Source organism: Psychrobacter sp. CR212 (genome assembly GCF_059693765.1).
Genome location: NZ_JCATIF010000002.1, coordinates 268008 through 282395, shown reverse-complemented (window position 1 = coordinate 282395; position 14388 = coordinate 268008). Strand labels below are relative to the sequence as shown.

Below are 14388 nucleotides of genomic sequence, written 5' to 3'. Positions count from 1 at the left end.
AGTCCACCTGTGGTTTAATCTACTTTGGGTATTTGGTTAATATTTGTGGTATAGCAAGGCGATAGCATGTCTCGGCTCATCCGCCATGACTGCTTATCTTTTATACCTTCGCTTGCGATAAACACAGCAGACTGCTGATTACTGTTTTGACCATATCTTTTATTAAGCTGATCCATAACGGCAATAACCTCTGCGCTCTTGGATGTGCTTTGTTGGTTGGTTTGATTGTCGCTACTATCGTCTGCAAACAAGTCAGGCTGTACTTCATGGTGCTGGCAGATATCAAACAGCATGACGCCAGCTTTAGCGTAGCGTATGTCCTTGGCAAAGATCTGAGTCAGTATCTGCCGAGCAGCGGCTACCATCACTCTGGTATCAGCGGTTGGGGTTATAAACTGACATTGTCCGGATATAGAGGTATAACTCTCTGTCTGACTAAACGGACTATTCTTAGCAAAGACGCTTAAGTAATGACAAACGCTGTCTTGTTTACGTAGTTTGCTGGCTGCTTTTGCCGCATGACTACAGACTGCTTGACTCAGCTCATCAGGGCAGCTAATGCGAGTGGAGAAAGAACGGGAGGAGATGATCTGCTTCTTAGCCTCTACTGCCTCAATACCAAGACAGCTTTGACCATTAAGCTCTAAGCAGGTGCGCTCGAGTACCACCCCGAAGTGCTGTCTTATTTTCGCAGGCTCACAGACGGCGAGCTGATAAACCGTATGAATACCTATCTTATTGAGTCTGACCTTGTAACGACGACCCACGCCCCATACCTCACCGACATCGGTGATCTGCATGATACGTCTGATCCATCGAAGATTATCTAGCACGCAGACGCCTTTAGTAGCGGGGTGTTTTTTAGCAGCGTAATTGGCAAGCTTCGCCATGGTCTTAGTACTGCCCATACCCACACATACTGGAATGCCGGTGTACTGCTCAACGATGCTTTTGAGCTTACGCCCATAGCTATCAAGATCAGTCATCGCAGTAGGATAATCGGCTAAATATAAAAAAGCCTCATCGATAGAATAGACTTCAACGGTAGGACACAGTTTCTCGAGGGTGCTCATGACTCTGTGAGACATATCGGCATATAAAGTGTAGTTTGAACTAAAGACGGTAACGTCGTTCTGCGCACAAAACTCTTTGACCTTAAAGTACGGCACACCCATCTTGATACCAAGCTGTTTTGCCTCACTGGAGCGCGCCACCACGCAGCCATCATTGTTAGAGAGCACAACCACAGGCTTGTCTCTTAGATCAGGGCGAAAAAGCTTCTCACAGTTGGCATAAAAGTTATTGCAATCAACAAGCGCATACATGGTGGTCTCAGTAGGTGGATGGCATAAAAAAAAGCATAACCAACCACGAGTATTTACGTGATCAGAGATGCCTTTGATTGTAGAGATAGCGTGCTTGAAAATTCAAGAGCACATAAACTATAGACGACGATGGTTGTCGTGAGGGTTTTGAAGAGTGGCGACAGTGGGTGATATTTGAAGGATTAGAATAGAGTGTTTTGCTGCTGAGTTTGAAGTTTGCCAGTTTGACGAAGCATAAGCTTTGCGGTGAACTGATCACTCATGGGCTGCAAGAACTTGTGAGCTTGACTATGATGACAGTGTAGCCAGTCCATATGCTTCTCAGGCGCAATAACGACAATAGATCGCTTCTCATCGTCAGGCTTATGAAACTGTGACATGAACGGATGGTCATCAGCATTGATAGTCAGTAGTGACATTGAGCGGATAATCTCGCCCTCTATTTTAGCTGCTTGATAGATTGCGGCTATCGTAAAGGGCGCTTGATCAGCTCGCTGAATACCCCAGCGCTGTACTTGACCATCTACGTATTTCGGCTCAAAGATAGTCTGTACTGGTATGAGAGCAAACTGACTACCTAACCATGCATCACGAAAGCTTGGCTTGGTATGTACCGTCTCATTTCTCGCGTTATAGGTGTAGCGCGTGATGTTAAGACTATCTGCCCATTTTGGCACCATACCAAAGCGTGCTTGTCGCCATTGCATCTGTTCATCATCAACGTTGGCAAATAGCAAAGGCGTATCATAGTTTGGATAGACATCTTCTTTGAAGTCAAAGTCGAGCTGATGACTGGTGAATAGCTTGGCTTGATTGCCGCTTATAGGCTGGAAGTTGGCGCACATTTAGTGATACCTTTTAAAGCTTTAATTTAAAAGCCGATATTATTTGGTTGAATTTAGGTATAGTGACAGCTCATTCAATAAAATAAAGATGGTATAGCATGCATTATAAGATAACACTTTTTGCGTTTGCTTTGTCTTTAATGGGGCAAGTTGGTTGTACTCCTGCACCAGAACCAAATGGCGAGCTCTATGGTGCAGGATTCATTTCGGTGAGAGACTCTTCTTGGCCAGTAGATAACGATAAGCCTTATCCATTTACCGTTGAGTACGGTGAAATTGTTTGTGGTCAACCTCACGCAGGTATTGGGCGTCAGGTATTCTTTTTGCCTGAAAATCTCACGGATGAGTCTTATATAGGTACGCCGCTTAATAAGGCAGCATCAGATTCGTTAAAGCAAGCCGGACTTGAGCCCAATGTACCTTACTCAATTAAAGAAGGCGCTGATCTGAGCGAAGCGATACAGATCGGTCTTAGGGTGTGTGATGAGCAAAAAGAGCTTTTAAATAGAGCAGACTATCACTAACAGTACCTAACCTACTCTACAAAAGCTATTCAATTACATCTAGAAATAAAATTCTTGAAATAATAATGAGATCAATCGATACTATACTTTCATTAACATTTAAAAGTAGAACGGTATGAGTAATTTTAAGAATTCTATTGATGACATCGATAATGAAGAGCTTGATGATCATGAACAACAAAAGAGAAACGATATAGCTCAAGAAAAAGCTAAACAGGGACGTTTTGATAGCGATTCAGAAGAAGATATACCAGATAGTGCATTTGTTGATAGCAATCAAAAATATCCAAAATGGTAAAAAATTCTTCGGTTATAGCTCGTCACCAAGGTCTGGTATAAATATTCTTACAATCTATAAAAAAAGTAGGTGATCTTGACTCACCTACTTAAACTAAAATATCAAGAAACTCTTTCACTAATTTTTTCATTAATCCACTCTGCAATCTCACTTGCTACCCACACTACCCTCACCTCAGTAAGCTTTACCTTTTTAGGAAAGCTTGGATCATAGCGATTGGATTCTTCGTTGACCAGCTCATAAATCGTAGAACGACTAAGACCAGTGTAGTTACTGACATCTTTAATGCTTAAAAGCTGGGGAATATGATTGCATGGCTCGATTACTGGTAGTGTTGAATTTAAATTGTCCATGATTTTCTCCTTATAAGTGAATGAGAGCATCTCCTCTCATATACTTAGCGAGTCCTATATTTTTTTACGGCGTCCTATGCTGTCCAGTATCTGGCTGACACATTAAAAAGAGCTGACGGATCAGCTCCTTTTTTATGCCGTGGCTTTCAGCTAGCTCACCACTGTCACACTTTGTCGTAGCCCTCTCTCAATGCTGGTCACATCATGAGTAGATAGGTGATCATTAGTACTCTGTATTTGACTATCACTTTGGTCGGTATTCATTGGATAAAACTCTTCAGCAACATCTAGTAAGCCATCGCTATCGATCTCAAAGCATGAATCGACGTAGCCTTGCTTTGCTGTAGTCTCTAGAGCCGCTTGATCAAAGCCGTGTTCAATCAGCTCATGATCAATCGCTTGCGCATCTGATACCGCCTCCTTAAGCGTTACCCCATCGCGCAGCGTTAAATCCACAAAGTAGATCGGCGTACGATAGCTTTGTGTCGTGCTTTTACCACGTAGCGTCAATTGCAATGGTAAACATGACAGCTTGTTACCGGACACGGCGGCAAAGTAGCGCAGCCTTGCCGCAAGCGTACGAATACTATTAAAGCCAGTGGTGCGAAAGACAAAAGTGCCAAGCTCATCGTCTTCACTTAGATTCACATACAGACGACCGTATGGTTTACAGGCTCCGCCTTGAGCTAAGGGACAGCGATCAGGCGATGGACACGGCAGCTGCTCCACACCATTGTTGGTTCGACGTTGGCACTGTTCACCATCACCGACACACAGCGGCCTGCCTGTTTGCCTATCGAACAGGGTATATTCTGCTCGCAAATTAAGCTCAGGATCATTGAACAACATACGTACGGGTATTTGACGAAGCTTATCGGTTTTACTTTTACGTAGCACCTCGTCTAAGGGATGATTGATCCAGCCGTCTTTATTCTGCACTTGGCTGGTAATGGTGAATTGATCGTCTTTCGCAGGCAGACGCTTGCCATCTTTGTTGATGACACGTCCAATGCTAATACGACCGAGTACGGGCGGGGTGATGGTTAGACCTTTAATCATAGTGGTATTCCTTGTGCTTAATAGAACGGGTAAAGCAAATAAAAAGCCCACCTGTAAGGGTGGGCGTTTATGCATGTGCTTTGGTTAGTAGGTTTATTTAGTAAGCGGTCAATGAATTAGTCGAATTAACGTTTAGTCAGTCAAGACCACAAAGCGGCGACTGCCTTGCTTGGTTTTACTAAACTTGGCTAATAGCTCAGGATGCGCCTTAACGACTGCTTTACTATCGAGGCCAATGCTGTCTTTAGAGCGCTTCCACGAGATCGCGCCTTGATTGAATACAGCGACTTCATTGTCTTTGATCAGCGTTTGCAGTTGATGCTTCACTTGATCATGACGCTGCTCAAGATCTTCCATTGACGCGCGATAGCCAAGCAATTTATCGAACAGCTTGTTAGCGCCTTTGTCCTCTCGTAGATCAACCTTACTTGAGGGCTTAGGCGTTGGATAAAGCAGCTTAAGCGCTTTGGCTGCCGACTCGCTATGATCAGGGGTTGGCGGTGTGTCCGTTTCTACGTACTGCCAGAACAGACGCTCTTGCTGGGTAATCGATGCAATCAAGCGCTCATCACGCTCAACCTTGTAGATCTTCGCTTCGTGTCCGCATAGCAGCACACAGATATGAGCAGCTTGTTTGCCTGTCACTGCTAGTTGATGCTGTACTTGGCAAGTCACGTATAGCGGCACGCCGTCTCGCCATAACTTCGCGCCATGCTCTCCAGCGGTTTTGCATTCAAGTACTTGCACTTCCTCGCTACCTGTCACTGCATAGTCAAGATTGGCAAGCATAAAGGCTTTGTCAGCCTCAGGGTGTTGCAAGATAGCATTGACGCGGCGTACCTTATTGCCTGTCTTTTCTTGGTAGTATTTAGCCACCATAGGCTCTAAGGTGTTACCCCAATACAGTGGCGCATATCCCTCTAAGCTCTCATTTAAGTCTGAGGTCATACGTCCCGTCTTAATCAGCCATAGCTCTAGCATAGACAAGTAAGGATGAATACCGCAAGCAGCGGCGGCATCACTACTGCCTATGCCTTGCTTACGTACCTCAAGCCACTCGTCATGGCTTAAGTCTTTAGTACTAACTAGGCGCTTAGGGGTTAGCGTTGTATTAGACTCAGTAGCAGAGGAATCGATCCGCTTATTTTCACTCTTAGCTTTGTCAGTTACAGGCGCTGTAACCTTAGCGCTTAAACGCTTAGTGCGCCTTACTGGTGTGCTGGTGTTTAATCCGATCATGTTCATAGTGAACTCCTTCGATAAATTGATTGAAATGAAATAACAGGCATAAAAAAACCACGCGCTTAGGCGTGGTCTAATTATTAAGTGTACCAATAGACTTTAGGCAATAAGACTAAAGGCTTCCTCTAGGCTCTTGTCTTTAAGCTTAGCGCCTGCGCCAAACCAAGCAGAGTCTAGTCTGTGATCGGTAGACATAGCACGGCGCTCATGATCCACATACTCGGTCATAGCAGACAGCAGGCCATAAGCGGTATCACGTGCTGAGTCGAGATCCGCTCCGCGACCTTGACCGTTAAACATATTCATCACCTGATTCATAGCGCGAGCATTCGGCACGGCGTCCTTTTCTTTCTTAGCGCTGTTAAACAAAATGATGTCGTTATCTTGATCGTTAAAGACTCGATTCAGATAGTTCGCCGCTTCTGCTTGAGTAACGCGGCGCTGGGTCAGCTGCTTCATCTCATACATGTGCTCGTTCCACTGCTTGACTGAGACACCTAGCTGCTGCTTGACGCGATCGGCATCAAAGGATGTAGAATGCGGTACTTTCACCATACCGCCACTACCATCAGCAAGGCTTACCGCTAGAGTGTTATTACACACCACACGTATATTGGTGAACTGCGCTGTGGTTGCTAGCGTTCCGTCACAAGCCGTTGCTAAGAGCAGGTAGCCATTACTCACGTCGCCGCCTTTTAAAGTCATAGACTGACCAGTACGAGCGAGAGCCCACATCTTACGGCCACCCTTTAAGATGCCCGCTGTTTCAAGCTCAAAGTGTGAATGCTCTGTTAAGTCGCGGTAGAACTCCAAGATCTCACGCGGTTGTACTTCTTGGTAGCGTTGACTGACTACCGATAACGGCTCAAGCGTATCTGAGCGATATAAGACCTTATTGGTATCAAAGGGCATGATCAAGCTTTGCCCTTTATCGTTGTTTGCCATGTAGCTGACATCGGACGATTCAATACGCCAGTCCATACCGGCCTCACGTGCCCAGACCTCGATAGGCTGATTCTTAGGAAGCTGGTTACCAAGGCCGTGCCAAGGGGTGTCGCCGACGTACGCCATGTTTTCGATTAAATGTGCCATAAGAGTATTCCTTTTAAATTGATTGAGTTGGTAGTTCAATAAGAGAGTTAGATAGTGAATGTTTTTAGACAGGTATTACATAAATAGCTAGGTTTAGTAGCGACAACTAAAAGAGGTGGCTGTAGCTTATCTCTAGCTAAGCTAATCGCTGAAGCAATAGCACTACCTGCGATTATTCCGATAGCAGGATTTACCTTGTAGTACTTACAGACGCTAGCGCCAAGTCCCGATAAAGTCGTTGACGAGCATAGCTGCTCGATAATACTAAAGGGGCTATCAACATTAATGTTTTTCGTTACTCGCGATGAATGGCAGTGAGGACAAATTGTTTGCATGATGACTCCTATTATTTTGCGCATAAAAAAAGGTCTGCGATTAAGCAGACCTTTAATTAAGATGGATTAAGGTTAATAGACAAATTAGAAGTGGCTCCTTGCCTTATTTCATTGGAATACTATATATTTGAAATTATTTTGATATGGGCGGTAAGCCTCTACGTTTTTTCGTACGATAAACACCATGACCGAAAGTACGCATATTTGGTAGCCATAATTTCAATCGCTGCTCATATTTATTTGGCTCCGTTAAATAAAGAGCTGATCGTACTGCGTTTTCAACCTCCTGAGCATTATTTTGATGAATCATGCCAATACCTAATTTGCCGTTTCGTGCATAGTTCTGCTTACGCTCTGTATCGTGATAGCTATAGTACTCTCCTAGTCCACCAGTAATCATCTTCCACTTCTTACCGACCTCTTTAGCAAGATGCCAGTCGTTCTGTCGTTTTGCTCCATCGTACATAAGCAGTAGATGACAGTGTAGTCCACCATTGCTCTCTCCTTGTTCAATAGCCCAAGCATTGCCTTGCAAGTGCTTAAAGCACGTTTTCTTATTACCGATAAGATCCCGAAGATTCCTCATATGACAATTGAAGTCCTCAATATTCACAAGATGGCTAGTAGCTTGCGCGTACTTTAAATCTATACGTACAAATAAAAGCCTTGAATAATGGCTAATAAGATTATTAGCATAGTGACCTAACTTTTCTTGGTTTTGTCTCTCCTGATAAATGAACGCTAGACGCTCATTGTCAATATCATTCTTATAGCATGACAGCGTAGTGATAAATCGTTGGGTTTTATCATGATTCCAAATAACGTTTTCTGGATAATCATCACCAACAATAGCATTGGTGCTATAAATAAATGCGACAATCGGTTGTGAATAAAATAGCTCAGAATTAAGGTGAGTCATGAACGAGAAATAAATCTCGTTCAATTTACTCATGGTCTTATTAAATGTAATAGCGTTCGCTAATACGCTTATAACTAAACTGTGTACTTTTGCAACGACTAATGGTTGGTTAAGGTGTGAGTAAGACATTATGGTATTCCTATGGATTTGAATTCATAGGGTAAGGTGGGTCTGTATTTTTATAATAATGATCGCTGAGAGGTAGGCTCTCAGCATTAATGAAACGGGTTACTTAATTAGATAATAATATAAATAACCTACTAAGCATGAGCTGCCGTAGTGCAGCTATTTTCAACTGGCATTGAAGGATGACTAGTTGAGCAGCTAGAAATCGCTTTGTACTATAGGCGGATGGTCATGATGGAGTTAGCTAAACGGTAACACCAATCAACCTGAACAATTTTTCACTTTAACATCTTGAATATAGGTAGAGACTCCAAGTTAGTAAAGCTATAAACTCTGCGTTAAGACTAGAGTCTATAAGCATACTTTCGATATTTTTCCAGCACTTTCGATTAAGACTACTCATTATTACCTCAAGCCAATTCTAACACAATAGTAGCTTAGCTCCATTTATGCCAATTCAGTATAGACTGGCAATACCCATTGCAGCACTAGTCGTCCTATCGTTTTATATACAATAAAAACATAGACTTTAGTTACAAATAATTATATATTAACTATATGCTGCTTATAGCTTCTAAATTATGGGCTACATGGATTTTTTGCTAGAAATAAACTATAATAAATATAGTATAGAACTAATAACAACTACGTTTTGTACCATATTTTTTCCATAATAATTTATGAGGGAACGACACGGTGAACGAACAGTCAACTAGTATGTATAACAATCAGAACTATCCATTTGATCAAGCTTCAATGTTGTACAGTCAATCACAAGTATTAAAATTAGTCACAGATGAACATATTAAGGAGGTAAAATCTGACAGGAGAACAATTGAAAATTTCCTCAAAAGCTTGAATGGTCTGAGCGTTCATGACGCAAGATCGCTACTGTTCATAGATAATATTTTATCAGGCAATAGTTTGGAAAATTTAGATTATGATGATGATGACTATAAGAATATACTGATCAGTCATCTCATTAATTGGCCGAGCCCTATTGGAAGATACAACTTTTTAATTGAATGTAAAGCTAAAAATCAAATACCTGAGAAGTATCTTGAGTGGTTTAAAAATGATCTGCGTTGCTCGCTTTTCTTGACAAGTCTGGTTAGTCATTTATTGAATGCCGAAGCTTATAAAGGTAGGTATGAGCTGATAGATGGAATAACTAATTTACTACGCTATGATATTATTAAGTTTAATAGCAATGTAAATACTGATCTGCTCTATTCGGAAAAAATATCAAAAGATGGGGATTGGCGAGTTTCATTCTTGTTATCATTTAAATCCACGTACCTAAAAGGGCGTACTCAAGATAAGGAGTTAAAATGGCTTGATGCATCTAATATTGATCAAATTGAATGGGCATATAGCTACTTAGATAACGATAAAGATCGACCTATAATTCTTCAAGGAATATTTTTTCCTGAAAATATTGAAGACAAATATGATCTAATACTTGCTCATCTAGATACACTTTCGAATATAGAAACTCCTCAAATAGGAACGAAAAACAACAAAGGCTTTTCTTTAAGAAGCTATACACTATACAAAATGAAAAAAGCTTGGGATGGTCGAAAAAACTATGACTCTAAAGTTCAAGCTAGTAACGGCAATATCAAGATCTATAAGAAGAACCAGTCTAAATTAAAAGAGCTTGTTAAGTACAATAAGGTCGCAACAAATAAACTAGTGAACAAGTTTATTGAAGATGCTTATGAAAATTATACAGCTAATTGCTTAGAAGGTGCTCAAGAGTTAGACCAACATACTTCTAATGAAGATAATAATGTAAAAGGCAAAGATAAAACCTCAGGATCTACTTCTGGTGCAGACACTACTCATACGAAGTCAACTTCAGCAATTAACCAAAGTAAGAGACGAATACCACTCAAATCTAGAGCAACACCTACTGCCCGAGTGACTAATCAAAGTGGCAGGTTACATTCAGAGTCACTAAAATACAAAGAAAAAAGTAGAGACTAAAATTAATATTGCTTGTGAATCGGAAATTTCCTAAAAACTATGTAACTGCTTATAATTCCCCAACAGGAAAATAAACAACGACCAAGCAAGCTGATATCAAGAAACTGACCGAACAGGTGGCTGGTAACATGAATAGCTTTGATGACACTGAAGACTTCAAGAAGTAGCTCAAGCAATCATTTATTGATACTGCCCTAGCAGCTGAGATGGAAGACCATCTCGGCTATCCCAAACATTAGAAAGCGGACAGGCCCAATAAGCGCAACGGTCACACTAAAAAGTCCGTCCGCAGTTACACAGGCTATCTAGCGCTAGGTGTCGCTCTTAACGCTACAAAAGAGCTGCCTGACATGTGGCTATCAGAGAATGAGGATGTTAAGTCCTGGCTGAGCGTTCTCACGGAACTACAAAGCCGCGGAGTGCAAGATATCCTTATTACCTGTGTCGATGGTTTAAGGGCTTCCCTGATGCTATTAACACCGTCTACCCCAATGCTCAGGTTCAGCTGTGTGTCTTACACATAATGTGTTACTTATAAACAGTGTAAAATTCAAACTATAATGTTAAGTATACTCTCAAGTATACCAGAATATTATATTAATAAAATAATTATATAAATCAAATACTTATCCATAAAATATCGTTCCGGCTCCGGGTACCATTACATAGTTCTATACTATCTTATAGAGTAGCCAAAGCCCCTGATATCAGGGGCTTTGCTGTATCTGGCGTTCTATACTGTCCTGCTCTATCGAAGTTTATTCAAAAACACCGTCCATTAATTTTCCATGCGCCATTGCCATAGCAATTAGAGTTGCGGTACAAGTCAGAAAACATTTAAAGAGCCCTTTAAATATTCTGACTTGCACCACTACACTTAGCAAAACCTATGTCATTGTCATACTTGAGCCTTTTAAGATGATGCTGATATTATGGTCTAAGAACATGCCATCACATCTCTAATAGCGCATCACCATACTCATCACGCAAGTCTTTTTTCACCATTTTTCCGGCACCGTTTAGTAAGATGTTCTCTACAAAAATAACTTTGTCAGGTATCTGCCAGCTAGCAATTTTATCTTCATAAAAACTTAGCACTTGTGACTCATCGAGTTCTGCATTCTCTTCTTTTACCACAATCAGTACCGGACGTTCTCCCCATTTTTTATGTTTTGCGGCGATAGCAGCTGCCATTTTTATCTGTGGATGGCCGGCAGCGATATTTTCAAGCTCTACTGAGGAGATCCATTCTCCACCAGACTTAATTAAATCTTTTGATCGGTCACGAATATTCATATAACCATCAGCATCAATGGTTGCAATATCACCCGTGTCAAACCAGCCATCTTCTGTAATGGCATCAGGATTCTCTGTATAATAATCGTTGATAATCCAGTGACCTTTGATCTGCAAGCGGCCCTGAGACACTCCATCCTCTTTGACTGGCTTAAGTGGCTCATCAGTGTCTATGAGACGTAACTGAACACCATACGGTGGACGTCCTTGAGAGTTACGTAGCTCGTCAATCTCATCTTTACTCAGTGATTTATGCTTAGCTTTTATTTGATTCATCGTTCCAAGTGGACTGGTCTCCGTCATACCCCAGCCGTGTACCGCATCGCAATTAAAGTCTTCTCTAAACGTTTTAATCACTGATGGTGGACAAGCGGCGCCACCGACAATGGTCCGCGTCATACTATCAAGCTTACTGCCTCTGGCTTTAGCGGCGGTCAATAGGCTTTGCCAAATCGTGGGAACGCCTAACGCAACCGTCACCTTATAATCATCAATGAGAGATACTAAGCTATCACCATCCAGATTGGGACCTGGGAGCATCAGAGAGCAGCCAGTTAATGCAGCCGCATAAGGGGTTCCCCACGCGTTGACATGGAACATCGGTACTACAGGGAGTAGGACGTCTTGCGCAGATAAACCCGATACGTCCGGCATACACAATGCCATCGCATGAAGCACAGAAGAGCGGTGCGTATATAAAATCCCTTTAGGATTGCCTGTCGTTCCTGAGGTATAGCAAAGCGAGCTGGCAGTGGCTTCATCAAACTGAGGCCAATCAAAGTCAGCATTATGCTCTGCTAATAACTCATCAAAGAATAATACCTCAGGCAGTTTTGCGACGACACTGTCCTCTCGAGCACTCAAGCAGATAAAGTGCTCAATCCCTTTAATATCTTCTTTAATCGCCATGATAAGCGGTAGGAATGTGACATCAAAAAATAGCACGCGGTCATCAGCATCATTGATAATGTAACTAAGCTGCTCAGGAAATAGACGTGGATTGATAGTGTGGCAAACCATGCCACTGCCTGAAATCGCATACCAAGCTTCTAAGTGACGGCGATTGTTCCAAGCCAATGTGGCTAAGCGCTCTGATGATTTAAGTCCGAGGGCAGCTAAGGCATTGGCCAACCGTTTTGAGTTATTCGAAATCGTAAGCCAATCAGTATGAGTCATTTGTCCATCGACTTCTTTGGACAAAACTGCCGTATCGCCATGATAGCGGGCAGCGTGTTCGATTAGACCACTGATCAGCAATGGCTGATACATCATTTTTCCTAACATAGTACATTCCCTGTCGTTGTTAAAAGTTCGCTTATTTTTATTCATGTATCCTCTAATACTAAAAATAAACCACAATTAAGAATAATCAGAATTGTGTGTCAAGACAAGATAATATTATGATCGCCCTCCATTAAAATAAACGGCTGTTCATTATTTATATATTGCTGCTAATACTCTATTTTTCCTTTTCCTACTAATTTACCAAACAGCTAACTACATTAATCATCAATAAAAAATCGTTGAATTGCTCTAAACTCATCAAATTTCTTAGGTACTTTGAGCAATACCACATAATGCAAAAAAACCGATCAAATTAAATGATCGGTTTTTTGTTCGTGGTGGGATAGCAAGAACTAGGGACACGCCCTAAATACTTTGATAAGTTTTTTTAAAAACCAACTTCACTTTGCGTTAGTGCACGTACCTCAATCGGTACTGCATGAAACCAACCATTATCTGCGGTGCAATAAAACTGCCCGTCCCTAAAATCTACGATACACGCTGTAAAGTCGTTTCCTACTTGATCTTCCATAGCGTCTTCATCGCTCACATCACTCACGGCACACCATATTTCTTGATGCCCACTTTCAAGCATTGAGCGCGTCAATTTACTCCCCATCATTCCACTATCCATACCACTGACTCCTACAATGAAGATGATTATTTAGGCAATTTAGGCAAACAATCAGGTTACATCCGTGTTCGTTCAACTATAAGCCTACGTCATCTTGAGTAAGCTCGACCTTTTTAACGGGTACAGCGTACTGCCATAGATGGCCTTTATCACAAACAAAGCCATCATCACCCAAAGACACGATAGACACTAATAATTCGTAATAACCATTATCGATAGCTGTCATAGCATGATCGTCACTGACATTGCTCACAGCACACCATACCTGATTATCATCCCGCTCTAATATTGCCTGAGTCAATCTACTACCCTGTAGTTCGATAAGCATGTCTAATCCCTCATTTTTAGTCTGTTATTTTTATACTTTACAGATAAATTCACTTTCTACAATATATTTCTTCGACTTGAAGGTTACAAATAGACATACTGAAAAGCAATTCTAGCTTGCCTTGAGTAGCGTTTTAGCTAATTATGACGATGATAAGCACGAGATATTTCATGGTGAAATCTATGCTACGTAACGTGATATAGGTCAAGGATATCAGAGTATTTTTTGTTAATATTGAACAGCTGGAAAAGCTTCAATACCAACAATAACCCCAACATCCTATATGTTAGCCATCACTTTATAAGGTAAGAAAAAGTCAAAAAGCACGCAAAATAAAGGGCTGACAATCTATGACGGTCAGCCCTTTATCAATATTTGGTGGAGATGGCGGGAGTTGAACCCGCGTCCGCCAGCATTACGCTCATGAATCTACATGTTTAGTTTCTGTCTTTAATTTTAGTCCGCACCGATCCGACAGTCAGGATGGATTGGACGATTCTCTACTTTTGAACCCAAGCGATTGAGACAATCCCTTGTGGCGAACCTATATGCGGACGCTTCAACTGGGCTAACCAACTATAGGTAATCGGCAGCGCAGTAAGCAGGGTTTAAGCTGCTAGAGCGTAAGTTTCGTCGTTTGCGACTATAACAATATATGTTTGATTAACGAGAGGACATACACTCTCGACATGCATCATTGAGTTTCACCACCAGCGTCGAAGCCAGAACATCCCCAATA

The 14388-nt window shown here is 41.7% G+C and carries 14 protein-coding genes, 1 other RNA gene and 1 pseudogene; 4 read left to right on the top strand and 12 right to left on the bottom strand.

Features of this window, described 5'->3' with window-relative positions; genetic code table 11:
* Window positions 1-14: 14 nt before the first annotated feature.
* Window positions 15-1325: a Y-family DNA polymerase gene (locus tag AC58CZ_RS05535; protein ID WP_497413140.1), complete on the bottom strand. Its 1311-nt coding sequence runs from the start codon at window positions 1323-1325 to the stop codon at window positions 15-17.
* 182 nt (window positions 1326-1507) lie between these two features.
* Entirely contained in the window at window positions 1508-2170 is a 663-nt protein-coding gene (locus AC58CZ_RS05530) for an SOS response-associated peptidase family protein (protein ID WP_494223805.1), read from the bottom strand.
* 98 nt (window positions 2171-2268) lie between these two features.
* Here AC58CZ_RS05530 and AC58CZ_RS05525 point away from each other — a divergent pair, with 98 nt between their 5' ends.
* Both AC58CZ_RS05525 and AC58CZ_RS05520 read left to right on the top strand, forming a co-directional pair.
* Window positions 2269-2694, top strand: coding sequence for a hypothetical protein (locus tag AC58CZ_RS05525; RefSeq protein WP_227674239.1), 426 nt, complete (start codon window positions 2269-2271; stop codon window positions 2692-2694).
* 115 nt (window positions 2695-2809) lie between these two features.
* Window positions 2810-2992, top strand: a complete 183-nt coding sequence (locus tag AC58CZ_RS05520; RefSeq protein WP_093068959.1) for a hypothetical protein — start codon at window positions 2810-2812, stop codon at window positions 2990-2992.
* A gap of 101 nt (window positions 2993-3093) precedes the next feature.
* On the opposite strand, the gene AC58CZ_RS05515 is transcribed toward AC58CZ_RS05520, so the two are convergent.
* The 6 genes from AC58CZ_RS05515 to AC58CZ_RS05490 all read right to left on the bottom strand — a co-directional run bounded on the left by AC58CZ_RS05515 (window position 3094) and on the right by AC58CZ_RS05490 (window position 8121).
* Complete coding sequence (locus AC58CZ_RS05515; protein ID WP_227674238.1) at window positions 3094-3345, bottom strand: helix-turn-helix transcriptional regulator; 252 nt, start codon at window positions 3343-3345, stop codon at window positions 3094-3096.
* 150 nt (window positions 3346-3495) lie between these two features.
* Window positions 3496-4404 carry a recombination directionality factor gene (locus AC58CZ_RS05510; protein ID WP_494223806.1) on the bottom strand — a complete coding sequence of 303 codons (909 nt, stop codon included), beginning with the start codon at window positions 4402-4404 and terminating at the stop codon, window positions 3496-3498.
* A gap of 132 nt (window positions 4405-4536) precedes the next feature.
* A complete protein-coding gene (locus AC58CZ_RS05505) occupies window positions 4537-5649 on the bottom strand; it encodes a lambda-exonuclease family protein (RefSeq protein WP_494223807.1) in 1113 nt (370 codons plus the stop codon).
* Window positions 5650-5745: 96 nt separating this feature from the next.
* Window positions 5746-6738: a DUF932 domain-containing protein gene (locus AC58CZ_RS05500; RefSeq protein WP_494223808.1), complete on the bottom strand. Its 993-nt coding sequence runs from the start codon at window positions 6736-6738 to the stop codon at window positions 5746-5748.
* 47 nt (window positions 6739-6785) lie between these two features.
* Window positions 6786-7073 carry a hypothetical protein gene (locus AC58CZ_RS05495; protein WP_494223809.1) on the bottom strand — a complete coding sequence of 96 codons (288 nt, stop codon included), beginning with the start codon at window positions 7071-7073 and terminating at the stop codon, window positions 6786-6788.
* Between the two features lie 133 nt (window positions 7074-7206).
* On the bottom strand, window positions 7207-8121 hold the full coding sequence (locus AC58CZ_RS05490; RefSeq protein ID WP_494223810.1) for a YagK/YfjJ domain-containing protein: 915 nt from the start codon (window positions 8119-8121) through the stop codon (window positions 7207-7209).
* A 693-nt stretch (window positions 8122-8814) separates the two neighbouring features.
* On the opposite strand from AC58CZ_RS05490, the gene AC58CZ_RS05485 reads away from it, so the two are divergent.
* Both AC58CZ_RS05485 and AC58CZ_RS05480 read left to right on the top strand, forming a co-directional pair.
* Window positions 8815-10107 (top strand): hypothetical protein, encoded by a 1293-nt coding sequence (locus AC58CZ_RS05485; RefSeq protein ID WP_494223811.1) that lies wholly within the window; start codon window positions 8815-8817, stop codon window positions 10105-10107.
* Window positions 10108-10235: 128 nt separating this feature from the next.
* Window positions 10236-10633: pseudogene (locus tag AC58CZ_RS05480) on the top strand (transposase); the annotation flags it as partial.
* A 425-nt stretch (window positions 10634-11058) separates the two neighbouring features.
* On the opposite strand, the gene AC58CZ_RS05475 reads toward AC58CZ_RS05480, so the two are convergent.
* The 4 genes from AC58CZ_RS05475 to ssrA form a co-directional block, all read right to left on the bottom strand.
* Complete coding sequence (locus AC58CZ_RS05475; RefSeq protein WP_494223812.1) at window positions 11059-12687, bottom strand: long-chain-fatty-acid--CoA ligase; 1629 nt, start codon at window positions 12685-12687, stop codon at window positions 11059-11061.
* A 388-nt stretch (window positions 12688-13075) separates the two neighbouring features.
* Entirely contained in the window at window positions 13076-13321 is a 246-nt protein-coding gene (locus AC58CZ_RS05470) for a hypothetical protein (RefSeq protein WP_494223813.1), read from the bottom strand.
* 76 nt (window positions 13322-13397) lie between these two features.
* Window positions 13398-13649: a hypothetical protein gene (locus AC58CZ_RS05465; RefSeq protein WP_058024156.1), complete on the bottom strand. Its 252-nt coding sequence runs from the start codon at window positions 13647-13649 to the stop codon at window positions 13398-13400.
* A gap of 376 nt (window positions 13650-14025) precedes the next feature.
* Window positions 14026-14384: a transfer-messenger RNA gene (gene ssrA, locus AC58CZ_RS05460) on the bottom strand.
* Between the last annotated feature and the right edge of the window lie 4 nt (window positions 14385-14388).